A 27000-nucleotide genomic window follows, 5' to 3' on the forward strand; every position below is an offset into this window, starting at 1 on the left:
CTGTCCTTTCGCGGAATTCTGCCTTTAAACTTAGGCTGTACCAGCCCCGGCGCAATGAAAATCCCCAAACTTTCCCTTGATGCGCAAAACCCCTCTTGCCACTGCCTGAAAAGGCGACTAAACGGACCCCCCAGACCCCCGCGGAGAGGTGCCGGAGTGGTCGAACGGGGCGGTCTCGAAAACCGTTGAGCCTTCACGGGTTCCCAGGGTTCGAATCCCTGTCTCTCCGCCACTACCGCCTTGAGAGTAGTGACTTTTTATCTGATCGATAATGGATGACGATATGCTGAATATCGCTCAACCCCAGTAGGCGCTGGCGCGTTTTTCTAGCCCCTCGTATGCCCCTTCACAGCACCTCCGCCGCCAAGTGATCCCCACACCTCCAATTGATCCAGATCAATGCAGCTTCCCCGTCGCCGCCCCATACTGGCCACGGTCACATGAGGAGCGCCGCTATGCAAAATACCACACTGACAGTCGTTCTCGGGGTCCACGCCCGGCCCGACCAGCTAGAGACCCTCGCGCGCGAGGCGCAGACCCATGGCGCCCATCTGATCGTTCTTCTGCTCAGCGAAACCGCTCCGGTGCCGGTCTATTCCATGGGCGTGGGAGAGCTCAGCACCTATTCCCTTCCCGCTGGCTGGCAATCGGATGTGGATGAGGCCCGCGCCGCGGTCGAAAAGCAGCGCAAGGAATTTTCGCAGTATCTCAGCGACCAAGGTGCCAGCGCGGATGTCCGCGCGGTCTGTGGTGAAGCCACGGCCCTACGAAACACCGTCGCGCGGGCGGGGCTGACCTGTGATGCGGTGCTTATCGGGACGGACCTGCGCGAAGACGCGCGCTTGTTCGAAGACATCGTCCATGCCGCGCTGTTCGATTCCGCTGCCCCCGTCTTGCTGAACATATCGAACCCACAGGCGGCTCTGGCCCCGCAATCGGTCTTTGTGGCATGGAAAGCGGGCCTCCCAGCCACGCGGGCGATCCGGGCGGCTCTGCCAAGCCTGCGGACCGCGCGGGAGGTGACTGTGGCGCTCTTCGATCCGGTCTCGATCTCTGCCTATGACGGGGAAAACCCCGGCACAGATGTCGCGGCATGGTTGACCCACCAAGGGTGCCACGTCGCGGTGCAGCAATATGCAAGCGGCGGAGAGGACATCGCTACCGCGATCGTGAAGCGCGCCAAGGAAACCGGCGCCGAGCTGATCGTCATGGGGGCCTATGACCACTCTCGCCTGCGCGAAAAGGTTTTTGGCGGCACGACCCGCAGCCTGATTGAACAAAGCGCCTTTCCCGTGCTTCTGTCGCACTAATGCCCGCTGATACAAAGGACCTGCTGCACATGCGCCCTTGTTTAACCGCCTTTGTCGGGCTGTCCTGCGCCCTTCTCGCTGCCTGTTCAGACGGGCCTTCCGAAGATGCCGACCGGGTCCGCGAAGGGCAGCGGGTCTATGCAAAGGAATGCGCCGCCTGCCACGGTGCGCGGGGCGAAGGGGCTGGCCCCATGTCGCTGCAGCTTGATGTTGTGCCGCCTGACTTGGCTGGGCTGAAACAGCGCAATGACGGGTATTTCCCGCGCGAATTTGTCAGCCGCTTTGTCATGGGCCAGCTTGCAAAAGACGATCCTGCCTCCCCGATGCCCGACTTTTCCGCCGTTGGGCTGCGCCATGTTTACCCCAATGGCGGCGCGGATGGGGAGGTGCTGGAAACCGATTTTGCCAATCTGCTCGATTATCTGGAAGCGATCCAGTGGTAGGGACGGCGCGGTGTAGAATACAACCACCGCGGCCCTGAGCGTCACCCCCTCCATTGCGCCCAAGCCCTTAGCCGCGCTATCGCATGCCCTGCCCCGCATCCCCACAAACGGACCCCGTGCATGAAGATCAACGATGAAAGCCCCGTTCTGCTGGCCCTTCTGGACGCCGCCGTTGACGCCATGGTGGTGGCGGATCGCGCGGGCAATATCCTGCGGGTGAACAAGGCCGCGGCGGCCCTTTTTGGCCATTCGGTCGAGGCGTTGGTAGGGCGAAACGTGCGTATGTTGATGCCGGGGGATATGGCCGTTCAACACGATGGCTTCCTGCGTCACCACCTTGATACCGGCGAGAAACGCATCATCGGCGTGGGCCGCGATGTCGAAGGGCTGCGCGCCGACGGCAGTGTTTTCCCGCTGCATCTTTCCGTGGGCCGTGCGGATATCTCTGGCGAGGTCGCCTTTGTCGGCATCATGCACGATCTGTCGCGCAGAAAGGCCGCCGAAGAAGCCACCGCCCGTTCGCAACGCATGGACGCCATCGGCCAGATGACCGGCGGCATCGCGCATGATTTCAACAACCTGCTGACGGTGGTGATTGGCAATCTGGAACTGCTGGAAATGTCGGAAACCTCTGCCAAAAGCGGCGCGCTGATTTCCGACGCGCTTGAAGCCGCAGAGATCGGGGCAGACCTGACCTCTCGTCTGATGGTCTTTGCCCGCAAAAGCACGCTGAACGCCGCGGTGATCGACCTTAACGCCGAAGTCTCCAAGGCCGTGGCGATGCTCAAGCGTACCATCCATGGCCATATCGCGGTCGAGACGGCCTTTGCCGAGGATCTCTGGCAGGCTAAGGTAGACGCCACCCAACTCCAAACCGCCGTCTTGAACATCGCGCTCAATGCTCAAGATGCCATGCCCTCGGGCGGTAAGATCACGTTGGAAACCCGCAACATGCAGCTTGATGACACCTATGTCGCGCAGGAGATCGGCATCGACATGGGCAACTACATCCGCCTGTCGATCGCCGATACGGGCGCAGGCATGTCCCCCGAAACCCGCACCCGCGCGATGGAGCCGTTCTTTTCGACCAAGCCGGTTGGTCAGGGCACGGGGCTGGGCCTGTCGATGGTTTACGGCTTCATCAAGCAATCCGGCGGGCATATCGCGATTTACAGCGAATTGGGCAAGGGCACGACGATCAGCCTCTATTTTCCGGCGCTTAAAGACAGCGCACGGGCGCGCCCCGTATTGAGTGAGGACCCCGCGCGGCACGCCGCCATCGGCAGCGGCCTGCGCGTGCTGCTGGTTGAGGATGACCCGATGGTGCTGCGTCTGTCCGAAACCCGGCTGAGAACGCTGGGATTCGACTGCGTTACGGCAACGACCGGCGATGTCGCTTGGGACATCCTGCAACGGCGCGACGACATCGATGTGGTCTTTACCGATCTGGTGATGCCCGGCGAACTTTCGGGCCATGCCTTGGCCAAACGGGTCGCGCAAGACATGCCCCACCTGCGGATATTGATCACCTCAGGCTTTTCCGAAAACGTCCTGCGCGGAGAGGAGGAGACCCATGCCTTCGCCATCCTGCGCAAACCCTACAGACAGGCGGATTTGGCCGAGGCATTCCGCAGCTTGCTGCAAGATTAATCCGCGCTTTCGGCAGGGCTTTCTGTCAGCACATAGCCGACCCCGCGCACCGTCTTGATCAACTGCGGGTGGGCCGGATCACGCTCGACTTTTTTGCGCAGCCGCGCCACTTGGTTGTCGATTGTCCGGTCCAAAGGCGCCCAGTTCTGCCCGTCGATCAGGTCCATCAGCCGGTCGCGCGACAGCGGTTTCTTCGCGTGGGTTAGAAAGGCGGCCAAGAGTTTGAAATCAGCCGTGGTCAGATCACCCTCCTGCCCGTCACGGCCCAGCAGCAGCATCCGGTCGAGGTTGATCTTCAACCCATCGAGCGTAAGCCACGGGTCGTCGCTTTGCGGCGCAGGCGCGCCCGCCTCGCGTTTGCCACTGCGCCGCAGAACCGATTTCACACGGGCCAAAACCTCTCGCACATGGAACGGTTTGGTCAGATAGTCATCCGCGCCCAGTTCCAGCCCGACAACCCGGTCGATCACATCGTCTTTGCCCGTCACCATGAAGATCGGCACGTCATGGTCGCGCTGCAGCTCACGCGCGATGTCCAGCCCGTCTTCGGCGCCGAGGTTGAGATCCAAGGTCACCAGATCAAAGGCTTCCGCCGCAAAGGCCGCCCGCACGCTTTGCGCGTTATGCGCCTCGGTCACAAGGTAGCCATCGCTTTCAAGGCAGCGCCTCAGAAGCGTTCGGATCTTGGCATCGTCATCAACAACAAGGATTTTTTTCGCGGTCACAGCCATCACCCACAAAAGCTGCGCTTGTATAGTCCGCAACCCAAGCGAGCACCACCCGCAGCACCACCCCCTGCGACAAAGCGTTACAAACGGATACAACACCGCAGGTCTTGCTGCGACATACACCTGAGAATGTGACCGCGCCCCAGAAAGGACGATCGCATGTACGTGACGCTATCAAACGAGTTCACTCCCGCAGTCAAAGTGCCAGAGATACAGCTTTGCCCCCGCGCCCCCGCCGCGCAGACGCCTCGCAAGCGGCAGGCGGTCGGGACGCATCTGTTTCGCGAAGGCGACATCGCCCATCATATCTATGAGATCACCTCGGGTGTCTTTCGTCTGACCCGCGTGCTGGGCAACGGGCGGCGGCAGGTCATCGCCTTCGGCCTGCCGGGCGATATCATCGGCTTTCCCAATGGCGCGCTACATCACAGCGATTGCGAGGCGATCGAGGCGGCGGAGGTGATCGCACACCGCCGCCATTCGCTCGACGATTTCGGCGGAGACAACGACAAGCATAAGCGGCTGTTGAACGCCGCCCTGCGTGAGATCTCGGCGATGCAGGATCACTTCATGATGCTGGCCCGCAAATCCGCAATGGAAAAACTCGCGTCCTTTCTGATCACGCTGGCGGAGCGCAACGGGCGGTCGATCGGCAATCACACCACCTGCGCCCTGCCCATGACACGCGGCGACATCGCCGATTTTCTGGGCCTGACGATCGAAACCGTCAGCCGCACCCTGACCCGCCTGCGCAAACAGGATATCATCGCGCTTGAAACCTCTCAGACGGTCCTGATCAAGGACATGGACGCGCTGATCTCGGCCTCGCAGGCCGCTGACTGAAAGCAATCTGCCACAGAACCAAAAGCGCGGGTTTCGGCCCACCCTTTGCGCTTCAGGCCGTTTTGTCCGGCCTAGGGTTCTGTCGGTCCTCGCCATTGGGCACCTCCCCATTCTCCAGCAAAATCCGCGCGGCGTCGCCTTCCAGATCATCGTATTGCCCATTGCGCAGCGTCCAAAGACAGGCCGCAAGACCGGCCGCGCCAAGGCAGATGGAGACGGGGATCAGAACGATCAGGATATTCATCGGCGCACCGCATTCAAAACCACGAGGATAGAGGAGGACGACATCACCGCCGCCGCCATCAGCGGGGTGGCAAAGCCCATGACCGCCACCGGGATCGCAACCGCATTGTAGGCCGCGGCCAAGGCCAAGTTCTGCCGGATGCGGCTGCGCGCCCGCCGCGCCAGACGCAACGTATCCTCCACCGCAGATAGATCACCGCCCAGCATCACCCCGTCCGAGGCGACCCGCGCCGCATCCAGTGCCGTGGCCGGGGCAAGGGACGCATGGGCCCCCGCAAGAGCCGCTGTGTCATTCAGCCCATCGCCCACCATCAGCACCCGCCTGCCCTGCGCAGCCATATCGCGGACCAGATCGGCCTTATCCTCTGGCCGGACGGCGGCATAGACTGTGGCAATGCCCAATGTTCGGGCCAAGATAGCCGCCCGCTGCGCGGTATCGCCGGTGACCATGGCAACCTCCAGCCCCCGCTCTTGCAGCGCGCTGACCGCTTCTGCGGCACCGGCGCGGGGTGTTTCAATCAGCGGCAGGGGGATGCAACGGTCTGGCAGTTGCAGCTCTGGCCCATCCTGCCCCCGGCGCAAGGAAACCGGCGCGCCGTTCCACAGACCGTTGATCCCCTGCCCCGGCACCTCTCTCAATTCGCGCAACTCGCCGGGCATATGACCCTGCAGCGCCGCCGCCAGGGCGCGTGACGCCGGATGGTCCGACGCCTGCGCGAGGGCAAGTGCCACCGAAGCCGCGCGCGCATCAATAGCGGGCAGACGCGCCACGCCTTCAGTCAGCGTCCCGGTCTTGTCGAACAGAACCGTGTCGATCTCGGCCAAACGCTCCAGCGCCGTGGGGGATTTCAGCAGCACGCCCGCGCGGAACAAACGCCCCGTCATCGCCGCCGTCACCGCCGGAATGGCCAGTGCCAAGGCGCAGGGGCAGGTGATGATCAGCGTCGCCGTGGCCACCGCGATCGCCTGATAGAGGTCCCCCGTCAGCCCCCACCAAACGGCGAATGCCAGCGCCGCCAAGCCATGCACCACCGGCGCGTAAAGGCGTGCCGCCCGGTCCGCGATCCCGCTGTAGCGGTGCTTGCCCGTCTCGGCCACTTCGACGAGGGCCGCAAGGCGGCGCAGGGTGCTGTCCTCGGCGCGGCGGGTGACGCGCAGGTTCAGCGGCGCGCCGAGGATCACCTCGCCCGCACAGATCGCCCCGCCCGCCGCTACGGCAACGGGGTCGGCCTCTCCGGTCAGGGCGGAGCGGTCCACCATCGCGGCCCCCAAGGCCATGCCGTCCACCGGCGCGCGGGCCCCGGCGGCAAGGGCGATGCGGTCGTCGGGCATCAAGGCGCTCACCTCCACCGTCTCACGGCCCTTTGCGGTCAGACGGGTGGCGCGCGGCAGTTCCAGCGCCGTCAATTCCGCCGCGGCAGAGCGCGCCGTCGCCCTTGCGCGGTGCTCAAGGTAGCGGCCCACCAGCAGGAAAAAGGTCAGCGACAGCGCCGCGTCGAACCATGTATGCGCCCCCGTGGCGGCAAAAGTTTCATAAAGTGAGGTGGCCGCCGCCAGCAGGATCGCCAGCGCAATCGGCACGTCCATGTTCATCCGCCCGGCCCTTAGGGCGACCCCTGCCGAGGCAAAGAACGGCACCGCGGAGAAGGCCAGAGCAGGCAGCGCGATGGCCGCGGAAACCCAGTGAAACATCTCTCGCGTTATATCGCCCGCCCCGGACCAGACCGCGACGGAAACCGCCATCACGTTCATCATGGCAAAGCCCGCGACGGCGGCACGGGCCAGCAGACGGCGGCCTGTGTCATCCCCCGCCGGGCGCAGGGCGGTCGCATCCAACTCATGTGCCTCAAAGCCCGCATCGTTCAACGCCTGAAGCGCCGCGCTGGCGTCATATCCGGGCATCAGGACGATCCGCACCCGCTTGGCCCCAAGGTTCACCCGCGCGGTTTTGACCGAGGGCAGTTTGGCCAAGACCCCCTCGACCCCCGCAATACAGGCCGCGCAGCGGATCTGTGGCAAGGCGAGGTGAAGTGCCTCGTCGTTCTCTGCAACCCGCTGCGCTGCGGCCTCGGCCGAGGGGGCGGCTGCGACACAGCCCGGACAGGCGGCAACGGTCATGGGGTCACCCGCAACGAAATGCGGCGGCGAAAGAGCGTGCCATCGGCGGCGCGCATCTCGATCCGGAGGTTCCAGTTGCCAGCGCCTGCGGTGACCGGTGCCACCCATGCATGGCCATCCCACGCGAAGGCAGGCGTCATGTCGTCCGCCACAGTGGTCGCACGGCCCAGTGTCGCCGCGATGATCTCGGGCCGTACCACCGCCTCTCCAGCGTCCTGCACCGCCAAGCGCAGCGCGGTGGCGGTCAGATTTGTTTCAACCATCCAGCCCAAAGCCTCTTGCGCCGCGCGGTCCGTGTCGAAATTCTGCGAGGCGATGTAGCTCGACTCGGTTTCCTTGCCCGGAAAGGTGCGCACCGCGTTGAACGCAAGCGCGAGGTTCACCGCGATGATGATCGAAAAGCCGCCCACGAAGATCGCCAGCACATGCCAGCCTGTGAGGGGGCGTTGCCTTTGCAACTCTGCTGCGGTCATTGGCTGTCCTTTCCATTGAAAATCGTATCGCCAAAGGCCCGCTCGCCTGAGCGGATATCTTCGACCCAAAAACGCAGACCGCTGCGCGGCGCTGCGGCGACTTCGGTCTGCGGCGGGGCGATCACATAGACCCGTTGCAGGCGGGTGGTGTCGGCGGGCACAGCAACCACCGGATCAGGCGCCCCCTCGATGCTGAGGCCCAAGCCATGGTCCCCCGCGAGAGACAGCCGGAACGCCCGCGCCTCCCCATGTTTGTTGCGCAGACGGATGTCATAGGCGTTGCGGATCGATCCATCCGACAGGGTAACGAAGGTCGGGTTGCGCACCGGGGCGATGGTCATGTCGATCTCGGGCCGGATGAACAGGGCCACGACAAGCGCCACACCGATGGTGGCCCACGCGGCGGTGTAGATGAGCGTCCGAGGGCGGAAGACATGCTGCCAAAGCGGCTTGGGCTGCCACGGAGGCTGGATGGCCCCGGCGACATCCCCTGCCGGTGTCTCGGCAAGGCCCGCCACGGCGGCGCTCGCCTTGGGCGCAGTGGGCGGCTCATCATCCAGCGCGAGGTAGTCGATTAGCCCGCGCGGGCGGCCGATCTTGGCCATCACATCGTCGCAGGCGTCGATGCAGAGCGCGCAGGTGATACATTCCATCTGCTGGCCTTCGCGGATGTCGATCCCCATCGGGCAGACCGCGACACAGGCGTTGCAATCGATGCAATCGCCCAAGACCTCTCCATCCCGCGATTGGCGGTCGCCTGCGGTGTTTTTGTCCAGCGCCGCGCCGTAGCGCGCCACCGCATTGCCGCTGCCGATCGCCTCTGCCGCCGCTTTCTGGCGCTTTACCCCGCCCTTGCCGCGCGGCTCCCCTCGCCATTTGCGGTAGCCGACGGTCAGCGTGCCGGGGTCCATCATCGCGCCTTGAATGCGGGGCCAAGGGCACATGTAGATGCAGACCTGTTCGCGCATGAAGCCGCCAAAGATAAAAGTCGTGGCGGTCAGCACGGCAATGGTGGCATAGGCGACGGGGGCGGCTTGCAGGGTCACTAGGTCGCGCGCCAGACTGGGCGCATCGGCAAAGTAAAAGACCCACGCCCCGCCCGTGGCCACCGCGATCAGCAGCCAGACCAGCCATTTCGCCCCCCGCAGCCGCGCCTTGCGCAGGCTCCACGGCGCGTTGTGCAAACGAATACGGGCGTTGCGGTCGCCCTCGATCCAGCGTTCGACGGTCATGAAGAGATCGGACCAGACGGTTTGCGGGCAGGCATAGCCGCACCAGACCCGACCCAGAGCGGAGGTGAACAAGAACAAGCCCAGCCCCGCCATGATCAGCAACCCGGCCACAAAGTAAAACTCATGCGGCCAAATCTCGATCCAGAAGAAATGGAAGCGCCGGTTGGCGAGATCGACCAGAACCGCTTGGTCCGGCAGGTTCGGCCCCCTGTCCCAGCGAATCCACGGGGTGACGTAATAGACCCCCAGCGTGAGGATCAGGATCACCCATTTTAACCGGCGAAAGAAGCCGCTCACCCGGCGGGGAAAAATCGGCTCTCGTGCGGCAAAAAGCGGGGGGGCGGCGTTGGACATCGGCGGTATGCTCCGGGGGTTACGTCTTGCGGCCTACACCCGCGGGGCGCAGGCCGCTTTGATCTGCATCAATCCGCAGATCATTTTGTCATACCTACTCAATCGGCGGCTGCACCCTCGGCATCGACCGCAGCCTCGCCCCCGCCCAGACCGTGGACATAGGCGGTCACAGCGCGCACCTCGGCCTCGCCCAGACGGGCCTGCCACGGCGGCATCACCCCCATGCGCGGCGTTTTGAGTTGCCGCAGGATCGCATCATGGCTGCCGCCGCGCAGCCAGATCGCATCGGCAAGGTTCGGCGCGCCCATCTCACGGTCGCCAAGGCCGCGTTCCCCATGGCAAGCGCTACAGTTGTCGGCAAAGACTTCCGCTCCCGCCCGCGCCGCGCCCGCGTCATGCTCAAGCCCCGACAGGCTGCGAACGAAATGCACGGTGGCGTCGAGATCGGCCTCTTCCATCCAGTCAAAGGGCGGCATTTCAGAGAAGCGCGCGTCGGGGTCATCTTCGTTACGGATACCGTGGCGCACTGTATAGGCGATATCCTCCATCGTGCCGCCCCAGAGCCAATCGTCGTCCAAAAGGTTGGGGTAGCCCGAGGCCACGACACCCCCCGCCCCCGCGCCGTGGCATTGCGAGCAATTGGCGGCAAAGACCGAGCGCCCGGCCTGCGTCGCAAAACGGTGCAGTTCTTCGTTGTCCTTCAGCACCGCCAGATCGACGGTCACGAGGCTCTGCGTCAGATCGGCGTTCGACAGGTCCACGCGGGCGATCTCGGCGGCGACTTCACCGCGGGTGGAATAGCCCAAAAGCCCCGCCGTAGCACCCGAGACCATCGGCCATGCGGGATAGAGGATGGTATAGATCACGCCCCAGACGACGGTGGCGTAAAAGGTCCAGAGCCACCAGCGCGGCAGGGGCGTGTTCAGTTCTTCGATCCCGTCCCAACTGTGGCCTGTGGTCTCGGTCCCGGTGGCGGGGTCGATCTTGCGATTGTCGGTCATGGCTGGGCTCCGTCATGGCGGGCTTGGTCAGGCTCTTCGTTGCGAAATGGGACGGCGGCGGCATCGTCGTGCAGGGCGCGCGCGCCGGGGCGAAAGGCCCAACCAATGACGCCGAGAAAGATCAACGTCAGGATCAGAAGCGCCCAACTGTCGGCCAGTTCACGCAGGAAAGAATAGGTGTCCATGGCAGGCTCCTCAGCGGGTGGCGTCGGGCACGAAGGTCGAGAAATCGACCAGCGTTCCGAGCATTTGCAGATAGGCGATCAGAGCATCCATTTCGCTGATGCCCGGCTGCCCGTCGAAGCTGCGCACCTGCGCGCCGGGGTAGCGTTCCAGCAGCCCGTCGTAGTCCCCCATGGGATCGACCTGCACTCGGAAATCGCCACGGACATTTGTGATCATCTCATCGCTATAGGGCACGCCGACCGTCCGGTGGGTCGCCACCAGATCGGTCACATCCTCAGGCTCAAGCTTGGCATCCATGAGAAAAGCGTATTTCGGCATCACGCTTTCCGGCACGACCGACTGCGGGTCCATCAGGTGATCGACATGCCACTCATCCGAATAGCGCCCGCCGACCCGCGCCAGATCCGGCCCGGTGCGTTTAGAGCCCCATTGGAACGGGTGGTCGTACATCGATTCCGCGGCAAGGCTGTAGTGGCCATAGCGCTCGGTCTCGTCGCGCATCGGGCGGATCATCTGGCTGTGGCAGACATAGCAGCCCTCGCGCACATAGATTTCCCGCCCCGCCAGTTCCAGCGGCGAATAGGGGCGCATGCCGTCGACCTCTTCGATGGTATTCTCCAGCCAAAAGAGCGGCGCGATTTCAACGATCCCGCCGATGCTGACCACCCCGAGCGAGGCAATCAGCAGCAGGGTCGCATTGCGCTCGAACCGCTGGTGAAAGGTGATCGTCTGCGTCTCGGGCGGCAGTTCGTTGGGGATTTTGCCCGTCTTCACGCCTTCGCTGGCGGTTACGACCTTGGGATCGTCAGCGGGGTCATAGTTCGGGCTGTGGGGCTTCTTGGCCATTGATCTTACTCCGCTGGCAGGGCGACGGTGACGGGACGGGCTTGCGGGGCGCGGATGGTCATCCACATGTTCCAGACCATCACTGCACCGCCCGCGAGGTAGAGCACCCCGCCCAGACCTCGGACCACATACATCAGGAATTTGGCTTCGACGGTGTCGGCAAAGCTGTTGACGAGGAAGCCATTGGCATCGACCTCACGCCACATCAGCCCCTCCATAATGCCTGAGACCCACATCGACGCCGCGTAGAGAACGATGCCAAGGGTCGCGAGCCAGAAGTGCAGGTTGATCGCCGCCATGGAGTGCATCTGCGCCCGGCCCCAGAGCCGCGGGGTCAGGAAGTAGAGCGCCCCGAAGGTGATCAACCCGTTCCAGCCAAGCGCGCCGGAATGCACATGGCCGATCGTCCAATCGGTGTAGTGGCTCAGCGAGTTGACCGCGCGGATGGACATCATCGGCCCCTCGAAGGTGGACATGCCGTAGAAGGCGAGCGAAGCGACAAACATGCGGATGATCGGATCGGTGCGGATCTTGTCCCACGCGCCTTCGAGCGTCATCAGACCGTTGATCATGCCGCCCCAGCTTGGCATCCACAGGATGATCGAAAACACCATCCCCAGCGTCGCCGCCCAGTCGGGCAAGGCGGTGTAATGCAAGTGGTGCGGACCCGCCCAGATATAGAGAAAGATCAGCGCCCAGAAATGGATGATCGACAGTTTGTAGCTATAGACCGGGCGGCCCGCCTGTTTCGGCACAAAGTAATACATCATGCCCAGAAACCCGGCGGTCAGGAAGAAACCCACCGCGTTGTGCCCGTACCACCACTGCGTCATCGCATCCTGCACGCCTGCAAAGACCTGCACCGATTTCGAGCCCCAGATCGACACGGGGATGGCAAGGTTGTTGACCACATGCAGCATCGCCACAGTGATGATGAAGGCCAGAAAGAACCAGTTGGCGACATAGATATGGCGCTCGCGCCGCTTCAGAATCGTGCCGAAGAATACGGCGAGGTAGGTCAGCCAAACCATGGTCAGCCAGATGTCGACGTACCACTCCGGCTCGGCATATTCCTTGGATTGGGTGGCCCCCAGCAGATAGCCTGTCGCCGCCAGCACGATGAAAAGCTGATAGCCCCAAAAGACGAACCACGCCGCGTTCCCACCCCAGAGCCGCGCCGAAGAGGTGCGCTGCACGATGTAGAACGACGTGGCGATCAAGGCATTGCCCCCAAAGGCGAAAATCACCGCGCTGGTGTGCAGCGGGCGAAGCCGGCCAAAGTTCGCATAGGGCTGCGCCCATTCGATATTGAGGGCCGGAAAGGCGAGCTGAAAGGCGATGAAGGTACCGACCAGAAACCCCACCACGCCCCAAAAGGCGGTGGCAATCACGCCATAGCGGATCGGACCATCCATATAGCCCTGCGGCGCCATGGACACGGCGGGCCGTGCATCCTCGACAGGCATGCGGCGCAACTGCCAAAAGAACAACCCCGCCGCCACCAGCATGATCAGCAGGGCATGGACCATATAAGCCGGATCGCGCGCCCAATCCGCCCCGAGTGCTGCAAAAAACACTATAAGCGCAAGCACGATCAACTTGAGCGTATCGAACATATTCCGAATCCCTTCATCTTTGGGAGACGGATCGCATGCGGCTGAGACCACCGCTTTGATCTATGTCAAAGAGGGCGGCATAAGCCTGCGAAGGGCGCGATTTCTGGGCGGGCGCGGGGCCTAGCTTTTCGAGCGCGCCCCGCTGGGATCATACATCGGTTTCAGGCTCGCCTCGGCCTTGATCCGGCGGCCCGCGACGTCGATCTCATAGGTCGAGCGCAGCAGGTCGGGGACGCTTTCCCCTTCGCAGGGCACATAGCCCAGCCCGACCGCGCCGCCCAAGTGATGCCCGTAATTGCCCGAACTGAGATAGCCCGCGAGTTGCCCGTCCCGCAGGATCGGCTCGGCGTGATACAGCAGCGGCTCCGGGTCCGTCAGACGGAATTGCACCATTCGCAGGGTCAGCCCCGCCTCCTTCTTGCGCAACACCGCGTCGCGGCCAATGAAATCGGGCTTGTCGGTCTTCACCGCAAAGCCCAAGCCCGCCTCCAGCACATGGTCCTCGCAGGTGATGTCATGGCCGAAATGGCGAAAGCCCTTTTCGATCCGGCAACTGTCCATCGCGTGCAGCCCGCAGAGTTTCAGCCCATAGGCCGCGCCTGCTTCGATCAGCACCTCAAAGACATGGGCCGCCATTTCAGTGCTGACGTAAAGCTCCCAACCCAGTTCGCCCACGTATGACACGCGGTGCGCCCGGGCGAGCCCCATGCCGATCTCGATCTCCCGCGCCATGCCGAAGGGGTGCGTCTCGTTAGAGAAGTCATTGGGGGATATCGCCTGCAAAACCTCCCGCGCCTTTGGCCCCATTATGGCGAGGACCGCTTCGCCCGCCGTCACATCCGTGATCACAACAAGGCGCTCGCCCGTATGACGGCGCAGCCATGTTTCATCCGCCAGCCGCGTCGCGGCGGGGGTGACGACGAGATAGGCCGTTTCGCTGAGCCGCGTCACGGTGACATCCGCCTCGATCCTGCCCCGAGGGTTGAGGAATTGCGTATAGACAATCTTGCCCACCGGCACCGCCATCTGCGCACCGCAGATATGGTTCATGAAAGCCTCGGCCTCTGGCCCCTCGACCCGGATCTTGCCGAAGGACGACATATCATAAAGCCCGACGCCCGTGCGGATGGCGGCGTGTTCGGCGGCTTGATTGTCGAACCAGTTCTGCCGCCCCCAAGCGTAGCGGTATTCACGCTCTTGGCCGGCATCCGCAAACCAATTGGCCCGTTCCCAGCCCGCGAATTCGCCCATGACCGCGCCATGCTCCAGCAGATGTGCGTGCACCGGGCTGCGCCGGATGCCCCGCGCGGTCGCCTTTTGGCGATAGGGAAAGTGATCGGCATAGAGCAAGCCCAGCGTTTCGGTCGACCGCGTCGCCAGATAGGTCTTATTGCCCTGAAACGGCTGCATTCGCGCGATGTCCACGTCACCCAGATCAAAGGGTTTTTGCCCGTCTTCCATCCATTGCGCCAGCGCCATGCCCGCGCCGCCCGCCGACTGAATCCCGATAGAGTTGAACCCGGCGGCGACCCAGACATTGTCCATCTCGGGGGCCTGACCGAGGTGATAGGCATCATCGGGGGTGAAACTTTCGGGACCATTGAAAAAGGTGTGAATCCCCGCGTCCGCCAGCAGTGGCAACCGTTTGACGGCCATCTCAAGGATCGGCTCGAAATGGTCGAAATCTTCGGGCAGTTGGTCAAACTCGAAACTCTCGGGGATGCCCTGCAGCGCCCATGGCTTGGCGACAGGCTCAAACGCACCAAGCAGGATTTTGCCCGCATCCTCTTTGTAATAGGCATACTCATCGGGGACACGCAGCACCGGCAATTCACGCAAGGAGGGAATGGCTTCGGTGACGATATAGAAATGCTCACAAGCTTGCAGCGGCACGTTGCTGCCCAGCATCCTGCCCACGTCCCGCCCCCACATGCCTGCGCAATTGATGACATGCTCGGCCTCGATCTGCCCCGCGCTGCCATCCTCCCCGGCCCAATCTACTGCTGTGACCCTACGCCCCGCGCGCACCACGCCGGTGGCCTTGATCCGCTCTGCCACGATCGCGCCACGCGCCCGCGCGCCCTTGGCCAACGCCAGTGCAATATTGGCCGGATCGCCCTGCCCGTCTTTCGGCAGATAGACCGCGCCGGTCATGCCTTCGGTCTCAATGTGGGGATACTTGGCGTGCACTTCCGCGGGGGTGATTTCCTCGACCTCCACGCCAAAGGCGCGGGCCATGGCGGCCTGACGCAGGATTTCCTCGCGCCGCGCAGGTGTCAGCGCGGCAGTGATCGACCCCACGCGCTTGAACCCCGTGGCGACCCCGGTTTCCGCCTCAAGCGCGCCGTAGAGTTCTTGGGAATATTTCGCCAGCCGCGTCATGTTCTGCGTCGCGCGCAGCTGCGCGATCAGCCCTGCCGCGTGCCATGTGGTGCCAGAGGTAAGTTGTTTACGTTCCAGCAACACGACATCGGTCCAGCCGAGCTTTGTCAGATGGTACGCGACCGAACAGCCGATCACGCCACCGCCGATGATGACGGCGCGGGCTTTGGAAGGCAGCTGTACCATTTCAGACCTCCTGCGCGCGGATGCGGGTGTTTTCACTGTCCCAAAGCGGCGCGTCGGGCTGCACCGTGGCGCGGTAACTCTGGCCAAAGATTTCCACCGTGAGGTCGGTGCCCGGCACGGCAGCCTCGGCCTGAACCACCCCGAGGGCGATGGAGGCATCGGCGCGGTAGCCATAGCCGCCGCTGGTCACTTCGCCCACAACCCGGCCCTTCAGGCGCAGTGTGGCCATCGCTGGCGCGTCTTGTGGATTGCCCTCAACGACCAACGTGACGAAGCGCCGCTGCGGCCCCGCCGCCCGTTCGGCAACCAGCGCCGCTTTGCCCGGAAACGCCTGCGGTTTCTCCAACCGGATGAACCGGTCCAACCCGGCTTCCAGCAAAGTGTATTCCTGCGACAGATCGCCTTTCCAGGTGCGGTAGCCTTTTTCAAGCCGCATGGAATTGAGCGCGAACATCCCGAAAGGTACGGCCCCGCCCGCGATGACCGCATCATAGATCGCGGGCATATCCGAGGGCGCCGCGTGGATTTCCCAGCCCAACTCGCCTGCGAAACAGACCCGCGCAAGCAACGCGGGCTTGCCCTGCACAGATGCCTTTTGATGGCTGAGCCACGGCAATGCCAGATCGGCATCGGGAGCCAGTGGTGCCAAAAGCGCACGGGATTTCGGGCCACAGAGGATCAGGGTCGAGACTTGATCTGTTTGATCCGTCAGGCTGATCGCCCCCCCTTTGGGCAACGCATCGCGCAGCAGTTCAAAGTCATGCCATTGCGCGGGGGCGGCGGTGATCAGGGTGAATTCATCTTCCGCATGCCGCAGGATCGACATTTCGGTCAGCACCCGCCCCCGGCTGTCGGGGAAATAGCCCAGTGTCATCCGCCCCACTTTGGGCAGCGCGCCTGCGATCCGCCCCAGCAGCCAGTCCGCAGCGCCCGGTCCCGCCAGCGCAAAGCGTGAGAAACCGGGCAGGTCCAGCACGCCGACATGGTCGCGCACCGCCTCGACCTCCGCCCGGACCCGGACGGCCCATGGGCCAGCCCTGTCCCATGTCTGGGTCGCCTCTTCCGAAGTATCATCGCCGGGTTTTGCGAACCAATTCGCCCGTTCCCACCCGTTGTAGGCGCCCATCTGACCGCCCGCCGCGCGCAGGCGGTCTTGCAGCGGCGACAGTTTCTTATCGCGCCCCGCAGGCCATGCGTGATGCGGGAAATGCATCGCATATTCATGACCATAGGTCTCTAAAGCCTTGGCGAGGGTGAAGTCGTGATCGGCATGGGCAGTGAAGCGGCGCGGGTCGACATCCCACATGTCCCACTCTGTTTCACCCGCCATGATCCATTCGGCCATGACCTTGCCCGCGCCGCCGCCCTGCGCGATGCCGAAGGTAAAGCTATGCGCCTCAAAGGCATTTGGCACGCCGGCCATCGGGCCGAGCATCGGCAAGCCATCGGGCGCATAGGGGATCGGCCCATTGATCACCCGCCCCACACCGCTTTGGCCCAAAAGCGGCATCCGCGCCATGGCGTCTTCGATATACCATTCCAGCCGGTCCAGATCATCGGGGTAGAGCTGAAAGCTGAAATCCTCGGGCATCGGATCGTCGGGGGTGATCCAATGGGCTTTGCAGTTGCGCTCATAGGGACCGAGGTTCAGACCGTTCTTGTCTTGCCGCAGGTAATAGGAACTGTCCACATCGCGGACCATCGGCATTTTGTGGCCCTTTTCGGCGGTCCATGCGGCCAGCTCGGGGATTTCTTCGGTCAGGAAATACTGATGGCTCATCACCACGGCAGGCACCCGGCGGCCGCCATGGGGGCGGAACCATTCGCCGACCCGCTGCGCGTAATAGCCGGCAGCGTTGACCACCTTCTCGCAGCGAATATCGCCCTTTTCGGTATGGACGATCCATTCGCCCCCATCGCGATCTATGCCGGTGGCGGGGGTAAAGCGGTGAATTTGCCCCCCTGCCTCCCGCGCGCCTTTGGCAAGGGCTTGGGTCAGTTGCGCCGGGTCGATGTCCCCATCCAAGGGGTCCCACAACCCGCCCGCAAGATCATGTAGCTCTATGAACGGATTATGCTCTTTCAACTCGGCGGGGGTGCACATCTCCATCCCCAGCCCCTGCGCGCGGGCCATGGAGGCGACATGTTCAAACTCCTGCATCCGTTCACGACTATGGGCCAAACGCAGCGCCCCGGTCACGTGGTAGTTGATCGGATAGCCCACCGCCTCGCCCAAGCTGCGGTACATCTCTAGCCCGTAGCGCTGCATGTTCATCACCGCCCATGAATTCGAGAAATTGGGGCAATTGCCCGCCGCATGCCAAGTAGAGCCCGCGGTGAGTTCGTTCTTTTCAAGCAGGACGCAATCGGTCCAACCCGCGCGGGCAAGGTGGTAGAGGGTCGAGACCCCAACCACGCCGCCCCCGATGATCACGACCCGCGCCGTTGTCGGAAAATCAGCCACGTTCAGCTCCCTTTGCCAAGCACTGCCAAAAGCTGACCAATGGCGCCCCCGGTCAGTTTGAAACAATTTGAATTGATGAAAACCCGGTTCAGTAAACCGGCGGAGAGATCACCCAGACCACCACGGCGGGCGTGTCGTAGGGGTTGTCCCAAGTGTAATATTCGCCCCGAATGCGAAAGCTGTCGCCGGGGCAAACGGTAAAGCTGCGCTCTGCAATCTTCAGGTTCAACCGGCCCGAAATGACAAAGCCCACCTCCTGCGTTTCGCGCATGACGGGCGCCTCCAGCCCCGAATAGGCTGCAAAGGTCGAATGGATGACCTCGAAACTGTCGGTCAGATCGGGGGAAAGCAACTCTTCCGTCAACCCGTTGGCCGCACTTCCCATGGCCCGCCGTGCCCCGGCGCGCACAACATAGCCGCGTTCTTCGGGGGTCACTGTCGCTTCGCCAAAAAGCAGAGAGACCGGCACGTCCAAGATCTCGGCCATGCGTCGCAGATCTGAGATGGAGGGGGTCGAGATATCGCGTTCGACCTGACTGACCCAGCCAACGGAACGGTCCAACGCCTCGGCCATATCGGTCAGGGTCAGTCTGCGCCCCTTGCGGATCGCGCGTAAATCGGCCCCCAGTGAGCGTGGCGCCGTGGCCTCGGCCCCCTGCCTTTTCGCTCGGGTCATGTGAAAATATCCTCCATTTTTTCACTGCGGCGCGGAATTCGGCGTCTGGCAAGTGTTTCTCCTCGAAAGCGATGAACTGAGGCGGGCGGGGTTAAGACCGCCCCTTCCAAGGCACCAACAGCCGCTCGGCCTTGCGCATCAACATGTCGATGCCAAAACCGATGACGCCAATCAGGATGATCCCCATCAGTACGATGTCGGTCAGCTGGAATTTGGAGGCGACCATGATCATCATCCCAGCCCCCTTTTCTGCGGCCACCAGTTCGGCGGCCACCACCGTGCCCCAGCAGACGCCCATCGCCACCCGCGCCCCGGTAAAGATCTCGGGCAGAGAGTTCGGCACGATAACATGGCGCATGATTTGCGCCTTGGACGCGCCAAGCGAATAGGCCGCGTGGACCTTGGTGATATTCACCCCCGACACGCCCGACCGCGCAGCGATGGCCATGATCCATAGGGCCGCAAGGAACAGCAGGATGATCTTGCCCACCTCGCCGATGCCCGCCCAGATAATCACCAACGGAATCAGCGCAAGCGGCGGCACGGGGCGCATGAATTCGACAATCGGATCGAACCACCCGCGGAACCAGCCCGACAGGCCCATGGCATAGCCCAGCGGAATGCCCACCAGCGCCCCAAGGGCAAAGCCCACGACAACGCGGAAAAGCGAATAGCCCAGATGCTCCCACAGGGTGCTGTCCCGGTAACCTTGGCTGGAAATCTCACCCAACCGGGCGACCACGGCCTCAGGTGGCGGCAGCCAAATCGGCTCCATCTGCCAGCCCTTCGCAGGCTCAAAATTAAGCGTGCCCTTGGGCGACATGCCGACGCGGCCAAAGTCAGTCAGCACCTCCCCACCCGGCACGATCTCCTGGCCGTTCACCGCGACGACGCGGTGCCCGACATCGCGGCCCTTGTCGTCATTCTTATCGACGCGCAAAAGCCCCGACCGCCATGCGCCGATGGTGAAAGCGTCATTCTTGGCCCAGCCTTCGCCGGGATCGACCTGCGGCGTATCGGCATCTTCGCCCACGGGATGCACCAAGACGGTGATCGTCGCATCATCGCGGCTGCCGTCTTCGGCCTCTGCGGTATAGGTCAGCTCGGCCAGCCCCTCAAAGGGGCCGGGCGCATGCAAAAACCGGGGCAGCAGCGACGAGCCGGTAAAAGCGCCCCACAGCAAAAAGATCGTCAGGATCGAGATTACGCTGGCGGTGCGGTTCGAGGTGACAGCGCTTTCATCGCCAAAGGTGACGGTCTTGCGCGCAACAAATCCATTCGCAGTCTGGTCGACGGCAAGACGCACCAAAAAGAATGAGACGACAAAGATAACGATATAAATCAGTAGGATAACCATTATGCGTCCTCCGTCCGGCCCATAATCTCTTCTTCCATGTCCCAGATCATACCAAGGATCTCTTCGCGTCTTTCGGCGAATTCAGGGTGTTTCTTAACTTCGCGCAGATCATGGCCCACACCCAGATCGGCAAAGGGCAGACGGTATTCGCGGTGAATGCGCCCCGGACGCGGTGCCATGACCAAGAGCCGCTCGCCCAGCAGCAGCGCTTCTTCGACCGAATGGGTGATGAGGATGATGGTCTTGCCCGTCTCTTTCCAAAGCTTCAGAACAAGGCTTTGCATCTTTTCACGGGTCAGGGCATCAAGCGCGCCCAAAGGCTCATCCATCAGGATCACGTCGGGATCATTTGCCAGACAACGCGCCAGCGCCACCCGCTGCTGCATCCCGCCGGAAAGTTCGTAGATCGCCTTTTCCTTGAAGTCCCGCAGCCCGACGATATCGAGCAGGTGGTCGACCTCGGCCCCGTATTGCTTTTCGCTCTGCCCCTTCATCCGAGGGCCAAAACTCACGTTCTCGCGCACCGACATCCATTCAAACAGCGCACCCTGCTGAAAGACCATGCCCCGCTCTGCATCCGGCCCGGTCACGTTGTGGCCATTCAAAACGATCTCGCCCGAGGTTGGCGCAAGAAATCCCGCAACGATGTTCAGAAGCGTCGTCTTGCCACAACCCGAGGGCCCCAGCACCGACATCAATTGGCCTTCGGCAAGGTCAAGCGATACGTTTTCAAGCGCCTGTACGTGACCGCCATTGGGCAGGTCGAACCGCATCGACAGATTTTCGATTTTTAGTCCCGACATGCCGCCCCGGTGCCCCCTGCTATTTTTGTAAGACCGCCCCCGCCTGCCCGGCTCTTCGGCTACAACGAACCGGGCAAAGATTGGGGGCGGCCCCGTATTGAGCCGTCTTGGCTTACATCTCGCCTGCGGCCTGCAACGGACCGGTGTTGACCGCGTCGTCGTAGCTGTCGAGCGCCGCGTCGATCGCGCCCGCTTCGACAAAGACATCTGCGACGCCTTTCATGAACTCCTGCGCGCCACCCCCGAGCCATTTCTCTCCCATCTGATCCTCAAGCGAGGGGAAGGTGAAGGTCGCGATCGTTTCCATCGTGGCGTCTTCGTCCATGCCGGCGTCCTTGGCGATCACGGGCAGCATCTTGGCTTGATTGGCCTCATCGGCCCACATCGCATTCGCTTCTGCCGTGACTTTCAGGAAAGCAGACACCGTATCGGAATTTTCAGCCACCCAAGACGCCGGGCCAGAGGTCACATCGAAAACGAGAATGCCCAGTTCTTCTTTCTCGGCGCCCGTCAAAAGGATATTGCCATGCTCCAGCATCCGCCGCAGAGAGCCGCCCCAGCCGCAGGCCATATCGACCGAACCCTGCGCGATGGCTGCAGCGCCATCAGGCGGCGCCATGTCGACCACATCAAGCGACCCAACATCGACGCCGAAGTGGCTCATTTGTTTGAGAAAACCGTAGTGCGCAGCGGTGCCGAGTGGCACGGCGACCTTCTTGCCTGCCAGTTCCGCGACGGAGGATTTATCGATCTCTAACTCCTCCCGGATCACGCAGTTATCATTCTCGGAATAGCTGACTGCGACATCAAGAATCTGAATATCTTGCCCCGCCGAGGTCGCCACCACGAAGGGCGGCACGCCTTGGCTTACCGACATATGCACATCGCCCGACGCCATCGCCGCCGACATGGCTGTGCCGGAGTCGAAGCTGACCCAATTCACACTGGTGCCAAGGGCTTCGTCATACATCCCCTCGGCCTTGGCATATTGGAACGGCATCGGCCATTCGAGGAAATACCCCACGGTCAAATCCTGCGCGGCAGATTGGGTGACACCCATCACAAGCAGGCTGGCGGCGGTGCCCATCAGTTTCACGGTCTTCATGATATTCTCCCTAGGTCTGTTATGGTCGCTTCTTCTAATTGAACGTCCCGTTCACATGTTTCGCGACCATCGGCCCCTGTCAGACATCAGGAAGGGCAAGCCCCGGGTCATGTGAAAAAACCCCTCGTGATTTCACGATACGGGTGGAATTGAACTTTTCAACAAAATTCTCACGCCGCAACGCAACATAATTTTCATGTTAAGAAGTCTGCGTAGAATTTAGCCGGGGGCACTTTTGCCCCTCGCAACGATAGGCGAGAGCTACGCGGTATTCCTAAACAGTAATTTAATTGTTTTGGCCGACCGTCAGACTCAACCTAATTGGAGAGGGAGTCTTAACCTGCCGAAATGCAGCCCCTTTGGGGCGATGGTGATCTTGACCCGCGCGGGGCGGGTCAAGTCTGTCGTGACGCTCTGAAAGCGCGCGTTTACCAGGAGGTGATAACAGTGCCCTGATAGCTTTCATCGATGAAGGCTTTGATTTCATCGGAATGATAGGCCTTGAGCAGTGTCTCAACCCATGCGGCTTCCTCGTCGCCTTTGCGCACGGCGATGACGTTCACATATGGGTTCTCGGCGCTTTCCATCGCGATGGAATCTTCCTTGGGGCTCAGACCCGAGGCAATCGCGTAGTTGGTATTGATCAAAGCCGCATCCAGATCGGCCAGCGACCGCGGCAGTTGGGCGGCATCAAGCTCTTTGAAGGACAGGTCCTTGGGGTTCTCGGTGATGTCGAGCACGGTCGGCACCAGACCTGCGGCCTCATCCACCTTGATCAGACCCAGTTCTTGCAGGACCAGCAGCGCGCGGCCACCGTTTGTGGGATCGTTCGGGATGCCGAATGTGGCCCCTTCTTCCAGATCGGCAAGCGCGGTGATCTTGTCCGAATAGACACCCATGGGGGTCGTGATGGTGTTGCCAACGACGCTCAACTCAAAGCCGCGGTCTTTCATCTGCGCTTCAAGATAGGGCACGTGCTGGAACGAGTTGGCCTGAATGTCGCCATCGGCCAGCGCTTGGTTCGGGACCACGTAGTCAGAGAATTCGACCACATCGATGTCCAAGCCCATCGGCTCGGCGATACGGGCGACCTCTTCCATGATCTCGGCGTGCTCGCCGGGGGAAACGCCGACTTTGATTTCCTCGGCGGCAAGACCGATGGCCATCAGCGCCAGAACGGAGGTGAGTGTCGTAAGACGAAGCATAGTAGTCTCCTTAGATTGAGAGAGCGGGTGTAAGGCGCGGCCTATTGGCCGCCGCTTTTGGTGGCCCGTTTGTCCACGGCGCTGGCGATACGCTCGCCGATGGACTGCACAAGCTGTACCAAGACGATAAGAATGATCACGACGATTGCCATAACGTCAGGCATAAACCGTTGATATCCATATCGAATACCAAGGTCTCCCAGCCCTTCGCCCCCTACGGCCCCGACCATGGCGGAATAGCCAATCAGGCTGACAATCGCCAAGGTCAGGCCCAGCGTGATGCCGGGGAGCGCTTCGGGCAGCAGCACTTTGCGGATGATCTGCAGCGGGGTCGCACCCATCGCGCGGGCGGCTTCGATCAACCCGGAATCGACTTCACGGATCGCGTTTTCCACCAGACGCGCGATGAAGGGGACCGTCGCGATAGTCAGCGGCACAATGGCCGCCGTGGTGCCAATAGAGGTGCCGGCCACCATCCGGGTAAAGGGAATGATCGCCACAACGAGAATGATAAACGGAACGGAGCGCGTGGCGTTCACCACCAGCCCGAGCACCTTGTTCACCCAAGGCGCGGACAGCAGTTCTCCGCGTTGCGAGGTGGCGAGAAACAGCCCCAGCGGCAGGCCAAAGACCGTGCCAAGAATCGCGGATACCGCCACCATATAGAGCGTTTGCCCCGTCGCTTCGATCAAAAGGTTAATCAGATTAGCCGACATAGCCCAGCACCTCCGTCAGAAGCCCGTGTTGTTCCAAAAAGGCGCGCGCTTGGGCGGCCTGCGCCACCGGCAGAGACACCAGCAGGTTGCCGAAGGGCCGGGTTCCGATCTCTTCGACAGCGCCCGCAAGGATATTGACCGGAATGCCCATATCCTGCGTCAGCCGCGCCAACATCGGATCGGTGGCATGGGCGCCTGCAAAGGTGACGCGGATCACCTCTTCGCCGCCCGTTGCAGGGGCGGTTTGGGTCAGCCGTTCTTTGACGAAAGCAGGCAGGGTGACGCCGGTCACGCCCGAAAGGAAGGACCGCGTCGTCGCGTGTTGCGGCGCGGTGAAGATGTCATAGGTGGCCCCATGTTCGACGATCTGGCCTGCGTCGATCACCGCCACATGGCTCGCGATGTCGCGCACCACGGCCATCTCATGGGTAATCAGCAGGATCGTCAGCCCCAGATCGCGGTTGATGTCCTTCAAAAGCGACAGAACCGTTTGGGTGGTCTCAGGGTCCAGAGCTGAGGTCGCCTCATCCGAGAGCAACACTTTCGGCCCGGTGGCCAAGGCGCGCGCGATGCCGATACGCTGCTTCTGTCCGCCCGAAAGCTCTGCCGGGTAGCGCCCCGCCTGCGCGCTTAGCCCGACCCGGTCGATAAGGTCCGCCACACGCGGTTTGATCTGCGCGCTCGGCATCCCGGCCACTTCGAGCGGCAGCGCGATATTGCCCGCCACGGTACGTGAAGACAGCAGGTTAAAGTGTTGAAAAATCATGCCAACGTCACGTCGGATCGCGCGCAACTTGCCGCCTTTGGCGGTGCTGACATCCTCACCGCCGACCAGCACGTTGCCGGTGGTCGGACGCTCCAACCCGTTGACCATGCGCAGCAAGGTCGATTTGCCCGCCCCCGAACGCCCGATGATCCCGGTGATTGAGCCCGGTGCCACGTCGAGGGATATCCCCTCAAGTGCATTCACGGTCGCCCCGCCTGCTTTGGTAAAGGCCTTGCCGACCTTGTCAAAGGCGATCGAGGCACCTTCTGTTGTGATATCAATCATTTTCTGTCCGGGTCGGGGTGGGTTTCGAGTGGTGTCCCCTAGATAGAACCCCTGCCCCCGATGCAAGCCACGATCATGCATAGCTGCCTTGTTTTGCACACTTATCTCTTGCCGGGGCATTCGCCCCTTGTGCCGTCATCCGATGAGGATAATTATATTCACGAATCGGAATGAATGCGGGGAGGGCATAAGATGAAGGTCAATAGACGGACGGTGCTGGCAGGGATGGGCGCGGCGGCCCTTGCCCATGGCCCGCTGCGTGCCTTTGCCCTAACCTCTACCCAGATCGGTGGGTATGAGTTTGTCAGTGTGAGCGACGGCAATCTGCTGCTCCCGCGGAGTTTCTTCTTTGAAGGTTTGCCGCAGGAGGAACTGGCGCAGGTTTTGGCGCCCTTTGATCTCCCTCAGGACCAGTTGGCGCCGCCCTGCAACCTGACGCTTTTGCGCAATGACGACCGGGTGATCCTCTTCGACGCGGGCGCTGGCCCCGCCTTTATGCCATCGGCCGGATCGCTTTCAGAGAGTTTGGACGCGGCGGGCGTCGCCCCGGAGGCGGTGACCGACGTTGTCTTTACCCATGGCCACCCGGATCACCTTTGGGGCGTGCTGGACGATTTCGACGATCTGGTCTTTCCCAATGCGCGCTACCACATGGGTCAGGTCGAATGGGACTATTGGCGCGATCCGGCGACCGTGGACACAATCGGCGCAGCCCGCGCCGCCTTTGCCGTCGGAGCCGCGCGGCGGTTGGCGGCGATCCCGGACCGGGTGGCCCATTTCTCCGACGGCGATGAAGTGCTGCCCGGCATCATGGCACAGGCGAGTTTCGGGCATACGCCCGGGCATATGTCGTTCCTGCTGGGCAGCGGTAGTGACGCGATGATGATCGGCGGCGATGCCATCGGCAATCACCATCTCGCCTTTGCCCGGCCCGGCTGGGCCAGCGGATCGGACCAAGACCCCGAGCGCGGTGCCGAAACCCGCCAGCGGTTGCTGGACCGGCTGGCGGACGAACAGATCTGGCTGATGGGCTTTCACCTGCCACAGGGCGGTCTGGGCCGGGTTGAACGCCGTGGCGAGGGCTATCGTTTCGTCGGAGCCGCGCGATGAATCGGTTCCTTTGCATCACCGCCCAACTGCTCGCCTAAAACACCACGACCGGTAGAAATTGCGGACAGATACCTCGGCTCGTCGCTCTACGACAATCCCTATGCGGTCGTCCCCGGCGCGCGCTCTGCCGTCGGCGCGACCGCCCCGTAGACCTATGAAAACGCGAGCCATAACAACAATCTAAGCTTCATCGCCACCGGCGACGAGGTTGTTTTGCTGTATTTAATAGTCCCAGACTTCACTGTCATGTTTCGATAATCCTAGCCAAAGCGCTCGCAAGCACCAGTTCGGCCCCGCTTACCCTAAGGACCCGAGGGCGGATCACGCCCAGGCATAGGGTGGCATCAGAAAAAGGCAGCCGCTTCCAACTCCACCGTGATTACCCCGATGATCGCTCCGTTGGATGGTTCTGTAATGGGCATCGAAACACGGCTTTGATGCGCTTTGGAGCCTTCATCGATGGCCACTTGATCGATTACGAACATCCCCGATGGTGGCGTGAAACGATTGCTGTTCTTGGGCTTGCCGCCTTTGAAATAGACCGATGCGGTGCCGCTGGTGACGACGGTCAACCCATAGGCGTCAAGCAGCGCCACTTCGGCAATCTGACCTTTGGCGCGGGCAATCTGCGCCGCTAAGAAGGCTACGGCGACAGGGGCCGTTGCTTGGCTCGTCGGGGTGGCCTGCGCGGTCGCTGCGGCAGACGCGGCGGCCAAGACATTCATCTCTCGGTGTCGCTGGTTCTGCTGCGCAATCGCGTCAACGATGCGGGCATCATTGACCCAAGACAGCAGATCCCGGTCGATATAATCGTTCAGCGCCCAAGGCACTTCGGACGCGGTAACCTTGAGCCCGGAACACAGGATGAAGATGAGCGATACAAGTGGCAGGTGTCGAAGCAT

At 62.2% G+C, this 27000-nt stretch carries 24 protein-coding genes, 1 tRNA gene and 1 pseudogene; 7 read left to right on the forward strand and 19 right to left on the reverse strand.

The window, feature by feature from the left end:
- Nucleotides 1-142 precede the first annotated feature (142 nt).
- The 4 genes from K3762_RS09700 (at nt 143) to K3762_RS09715 (ending at nt 3403) form a co-directional block, all read left to right on the forward strand.
- Nucleotides 143-232, forward strand: a tRNA-Ser gene (locus K3762_RS09700).
- A gap of 223 nt (nt 233-455) precedes the next feature.
- The gene (locus K3762_RS09705; RefSeq protein ID WP_260009160.1) at nt 456-1310 is read left to right on the forward strand and encodes a universal stress protein; all 855 of its coding nucleotides are present in this window, start codon (nt 456-458) and stop codon (nt 1308-1310) included.
- Nucleotides 1311-1339: 29 nt separating this feature from the next.
- The gene (locus K3762_RS09710) at nt 1340-1753 is read left to right on the forward strand and encodes a cytochrome c (protein ID WP_120351098.1); all 414 of its coding nucleotides are present in this window, start codon (nt 1340-1342) and stop codon (nt 1751-1753) included.
- Between the two features lie 120 nt (nt 1754-1873).
- Nucleotides 1874-3403, forward strand: coding sequence for a PAS domain S-box protein (locus K3762_RS09715; protein WP_260009172.1), 1530 nt, complete (start codon nt 1874-1876; stop codon nt 3401-3403).
- Here K3762_RS09715 and K3762_RS09720 read toward each other — a convergent pair.
- The gene (locus tag K3762_RS09720) at nt 3400-4134 is read right to left on the reverse strand and encodes a response regulator (RefSeq protein ID WP_260009174.1); all 735 of its coding nucleotides are present in this window, start codon (nt 4132-4134) and stop codon (nt 3400-3402) included. The genes K3762_RS09715 and K3762_RS09720 overlap by 4 nt on opposite strands.
- A gap of 156 nt (nt 4135-4290) precedes the next feature.
- Here K3762_RS09720 and K3762_RS09725 point away from each other — a divergent pair, with 156 nt between their 5' ends.
- Nucleotides 4291-4974 (forward strand): helix-turn-helix domain-containing protein, encoded by a 684-nt coding sequence (locus K3762_RS09725; RefSeq protein ID WP_132443376.1) that lies wholly within the window; start codon nt 4291-4293, stop codon nt 4972-4974.
- A 52-nt stretch (nt 4975-5026) separates the two neighbouring features.
- Here the strand turns inward: K3762_RS09725 and ccoS are convergent, their stop codons facing one another.
- The 17 genes from ccoS to K3762_RS09810 form a co-directional block, all read right to left on the reverse strand.
- Entirely contained in the window at nt 5027-5218 is a 192-nt protein-coding gene (gene ccoS / locus K3762_RS09730; protein ID WP_067628064.1) for a cbb3-type cytochrome oxidase assembly protein CcoS, read from the reverse strand.
- A complete protein-coding gene (locus K3762_RS09735; RefSeq protein WP_132443375.1) occupies nt 5215-7335 on the reverse strand; it encodes a heavy metal translocating P-type ATPase in 2121 nt (706 codons plus the stop codon). The genes ccoS and K3762_RS09735 overlap by 4 nt, the downstream gene beginning before the upstream one ends.
- Complete coding sequence (locus tag K3762_RS09740; protein ID WP_120351102.1) at nt 7332-7808, reverse strand: FixH family protein; 477 nt, start codon at nt 7806-7808, stop codon at nt 7332-7334. The genes K3762_RS09735 and K3762_RS09740 overlap by 4 nt, the downstream gene beginning before the upstream one ends.
- Nucleotides 7805-9394, reverse strand: a complete 1590-nt coding sequence (gene ccoG, locus K3762_RS09745) for a cytochrome c oxidase accessory protein CcoG (RefSeq protein WP_132443374.1) — start codon at nt 9392-9394, stop codon at nt 7805-7807. The genes K3762_RS09740 and ccoG overlap by 4 nt, the downstream gene beginning before the upstream one ends.
- A 98-nt stretch (nt 9395-9492) precedes the next feature.
- A complete protein-coding gene (gene ccoP, locus K3762_RS09750; protein ID WP_120351104.1) occupies nt 9493-10395 on the reverse strand; it encodes a cytochrome-c oxidase, cbb3-type subunit III in 903 nt (300 codons plus the stop codon).
- Nucleotides 10392-10580 (reverse strand): cbb3-type cytochrome c oxidase subunit 3, encoded by a 189-nt coding sequence (locus K3762_RS09755; protein ID WP_120351105.1) that lies wholly within the window; start codon nt 10578-10580, stop codon nt 10392-10394. Before K3762_RS09755 ends, ccoP begins: the two co-directional genes overlap by 4 nt.
- 10 nt (nt 10581-10590) lie before the next feature.
- Entirely contained in the window at nt 10591-11427 is an 837-nt protein-coding gene (ccoO, locus tag K3762_RS09760; RefSeq protein WP_260009187.1) for a cytochrome-c oxidase, cbb3-type subunit II, read from the reverse strand.
- Between the two features lie 5 nt (nt 11428-11432).
- On the reverse strand, nt 11433-13043 hold the full coding sequence (gene ccoN, locus K3762_RS09765; RefSeq protein WP_132443373.1) for a cytochrome-c oxidase, cbb3-type subunit I: 1611 nt from the start codon (nt 13041-13043) through the stop codon (nt 11433-11435).
- Nucleotides 13044-13163: 120 nt separating this feature from the next.
- Complete coding sequence (locus K3762_RS09770) at nt 13164-15611, reverse strand: FAD-dependent oxidoreductase (protein WP_260009192.1); 2448 nt, start codon at nt 15609-15611, stop codon at nt 13164-13166.
- 1 nt (nt 15612) lies between these two features.
- On the reverse strand, nt 15613-18075 hold the full coding sequence (locus K3762_RS09775) for an FAD-dependent oxidoreductase (protein WP_260009195.1): 2463 nt from the start codon (nt 18073-18075) through the stop codon (nt 15613-15615).
- Between the two features lie 88 nt (nt 18076-18163).
- Nucleotides 18164-18751, reverse strand: coding sequence for a helix-turn-helix domain-containing protein (locus tag K3762_RS09780; RefSeq protein WP_132443370.1), 588 nt, complete (start codon nt 18749-18751; stop codon nt 18164-18166).
- A gap of 91 nt (nt 18752-18842) precedes the next feature.
- Nucleotides 18843-20108: an ABC transporter permease gene (locus tag K3762_RS09785; protein ID WP_132443369.1), complete on the reverse strand. Its 1266-nt coding sequence runs from the start codon at nt 20106-20108 to the stop codon at nt 18843-18845.
- Nucleotides 20108-20911, reverse strand: a complete 804-nt coding sequence (locus K3762_RS09790) for a taurine ABC transporter ATP-binding protein (RefSeq protein WP_067629395.1) — start codon at nt 20909-20911, stop codon at nt 20108-20110. Before K3762_RS09790 ends, K3762_RS09785 begins: the two co-directional genes overlap by 1 nt.
- Before the next feature lie 112 nt (nt 20912-21023).
- Entirely contained in the window at nt 21024-22016 is a 993-nt protein-coding gene (locus tag K3762_RS09795) for an ABC transporter substrate-binding protein (protein ID WP_067629393.1), read from the reverse strand.
- Nucleotides 22017-22444: 428 nt separating this feature from the next.
- The gene (locus tag K3762_RS09800) at nt 22445-23221 is read right to left on the reverse strand and encodes a MetQ/NlpA family ABC transporter substrate-binding protein (RefSeq protein ID WP_132443368.1); all 777 of its coding nucleotides are present in this window, start codon (nt 23219-23221) and stop codon (nt 22445-22447) included.
- 41 nt (nt 23222-23262) lie between these two features.
- Nucleotides 23263-23937: a methionine ABC transporter permease gene (locus K3762_RS09805; RefSeq protein WP_067629388.1), complete on the reverse strand. Its 675-nt coding sequence runs from the start codon at nt 23935-23937 to the stop codon at nt 23263-23265.
- On the reverse strand, nt 23927-24988 hold the full coding sequence (locus K3762_RS09810) for a methionine ABC transporter ATP-binding protein (RefSeq protein WP_260009202.1): 1062 nt from the start codon (nt 24986-24988) through the stop codon (nt 23927-23929). The genes K3762_RS09805 and K3762_RS09810 overlap by 11 nt, the downstream gene beginning before the upstream one ends.
- Nucleotides 24989-25180: 192 nt before the next feature.
- Here K3762_RS09810 and K3762_RS09815 point away from each other — a divergent pair, with 192 nt between their 5' ends.
- Both K3762_RS09815 and K3762_RS09820 read left to right on the forward strand, forming a co-directional pair.
- Nucleotides 25181-26098, forward strand: coding sequence for an MBL fold metallo-hydrolase (locus tag K3762_RS09815; RefSeq protein WP_132443367.1), 918 nt, complete (start codon nt 25181-25183; stop codon nt 26096-26098).
- Nucleotides 26099-26317: pseudogene (locus K3762_RS09820) on the forward strand (hypothetical protein); the annotation flags it as partial. It lies immediately after the preceding gene.
- Nucleotides 26318-26442: 125 nt separating this feature from the next.
- Here K3762_RS09820 and K3762_RS09825 read toward each other — a convergent pair.
- The gene (locus K3762_RS09825; protein ID WP_132443366.1) at nt 26443-27000 is read right to left on the reverse strand and encodes a hypothetical protein; all 558 of its coding nucleotides are present in this window, start codon (nt 26998-27000) and stop codon (nt 26443-26445) included.

It is taken from the genome of Sulfitobacter sp. W074 (assembly GCF_025142275.1).
Classification (GTDB): domain Bacteria; phylum Pseudomonadota; class Alphaproteobacteria; order Rhodobacterales; family Rhodobacteraceae; genus Sulfitobacter; species Sulfitobacter profundi.

Bases quoted from the DNA above. Each gene is read 5' to 3' on its own strand.
- K3762_RS09705 (WP_260009160.1), top strand. From the start codon at position 456: ATGCAAAATACCACACTGACAGTCGTTCTCGGGGTCCACGCCCGGCCC.
- K3762_RS09710 (WP_120351098.1), top strand. From the start codon at position 1,340: ATGCGCCCTTGTTTAACCGCCTTTGTCGGGCTGTCCTGCGCCCTTCTC.
- K3762_RS09715 (WP_260009172.1), top strand. From the start codon at position 1,874: ATGAAGATCAACGATGAAAGCCCCGTTCTGCTGGCCCTTCTGGACGCC.
- K3762_RS09720 (WP_260009174.1), bottom strand. From the start codon at position 4,134: ATGGCTGTGACCGCGAAAAAAATCCTTGTTGTTGATGACGATGCCAAG.
- K3762_RS09725 (WP_132443376.1), top strand. From the start codon at position 4,291: ATGTACGTGACGCTATCAAACGAGTTCACTCCCGCAGTCAAAGTGCCA.
- ccoS (WP_067628064.1), bottom strand. From the start codon at position 5,218: ATGAATATCCTGATCGTTCTGATCCCCGTCTCCATCTGCCTTGGCGCG.
- K3762_RS09735 (WP_132443375.1), bottom strand. From the start codon at position 7,335: ATGACCGTTGCCGCCTGTCCGGGCTGTGTCGCAGCCGCCCCCTCGGCC.
- K3762_RS09740 (WP_120351102.1), bottom strand. From the start codon at position 7,808: ATGACCGCAGCAGAGTTGCAAAGGCAACGCCCCCTCACAGGCTGGCAT.
- ccoG (WP_132443374.1), bottom strand. From the start codon at position 9,394: ATGTCCAACGCCGCCCCCCCGCTTTTTGCCGCACGAGAGCCGATTTTT.
- ccoP (WP_120351104.1), bottom strand. From the start codon at position 10,395: ATGACCGACAATCGCAAGATCGACCCCGCCACCGGGACCGAGACCACA.
- K3762_RS09755 (WP_120351105.1), bottom strand. From the start codon at position 10,580: ATGGACACCTATTCTTTCCTGCGTGAACTGGCCGACAGTTGGGCGCTT.
- ccoO (WP_260009187.1), bottom strand. From the start codon at position 11,427: ATGGCCAAGAAGCCCCACAGCCCGAACTATGACCCCGCTGACGATCCC.
- ccoN (WP_132443373.1), bottom strand. From the start codon at position 13,043: ATGTTCGATACGCTCAAGTTGATCGTGCTTGCGCTTATAGTGTTTTTT.
- K3762_RS09770 (WP_260009192.1), bottom strand. From the start codon at position 15,611: ATGGTACAGCTGCCTTCCAAAGCCCGCGCCGTCATCATCGGCGGTGGC.
- K3762_RS09780 (WP_132443370.1), bottom strand. From the start codon at position 18,751: ATGACCCGAGCGAAAAGGCAGGGGGCCGAGGCCACGGCGCCACGCTCA.
- K3762_RS09785 (WP_132443369.1), bottom strand. From the start codon at position 20,108: ATGGTTATCCTACTGATTTATATCGTTATCTTTGTCGTCTCATTCTTT.
- K3762_RS09790 (WP_067629395.1), bottom strand. From the start codon at position 20,911: ATGTCGGGACTAAAAATCGAAAATCTGTCGATGCGGTTCGACCTGCCC.
- K3762_RS09795 (WP_067629393.1), bottom strand. From the start codon at position 22,016: ATGAAGACCGTGAAACTGATGGGCACCGCCGCCAGCCTGCTTGTGATG.
- K3762_RS09800 (WP_132443368.1), bottom strand. From the start codon at position 23,221: ATGCTTCGTCTTACGACACTCACCTCCGTTCTGGCGCTGATGGCCATC.
- K3762_RS09805 (WP_067629388.1), bottom strand. From the start codon at position 23,937: ATGTCGGCTAATCTGATTAACCTTTTGATCGAAGCGACGGGGCAAACG.
- K3762_RS09810 (WP_260009202.1), bottom strand. From the start codon at position 24,988: ATGATTGATATCACAACAGAAGGTGCCTCGATCGCCTTTGACAAGGTC.
- K3762_RS09815 (WP_132443367.1), top strand. From the start codon at position 25,181: ATGAAGGTCAATAGACGGACGGTGCTGGCAGGGATGGGCGCGGCGGCC.
- K3762_RS09825 (WP_132443366.1), bottom strand. From the start codon at position 27,000: ATGCTTCGACACCTGCCACTTGTATCGCTCATCTTCATCCTGTGTTCC.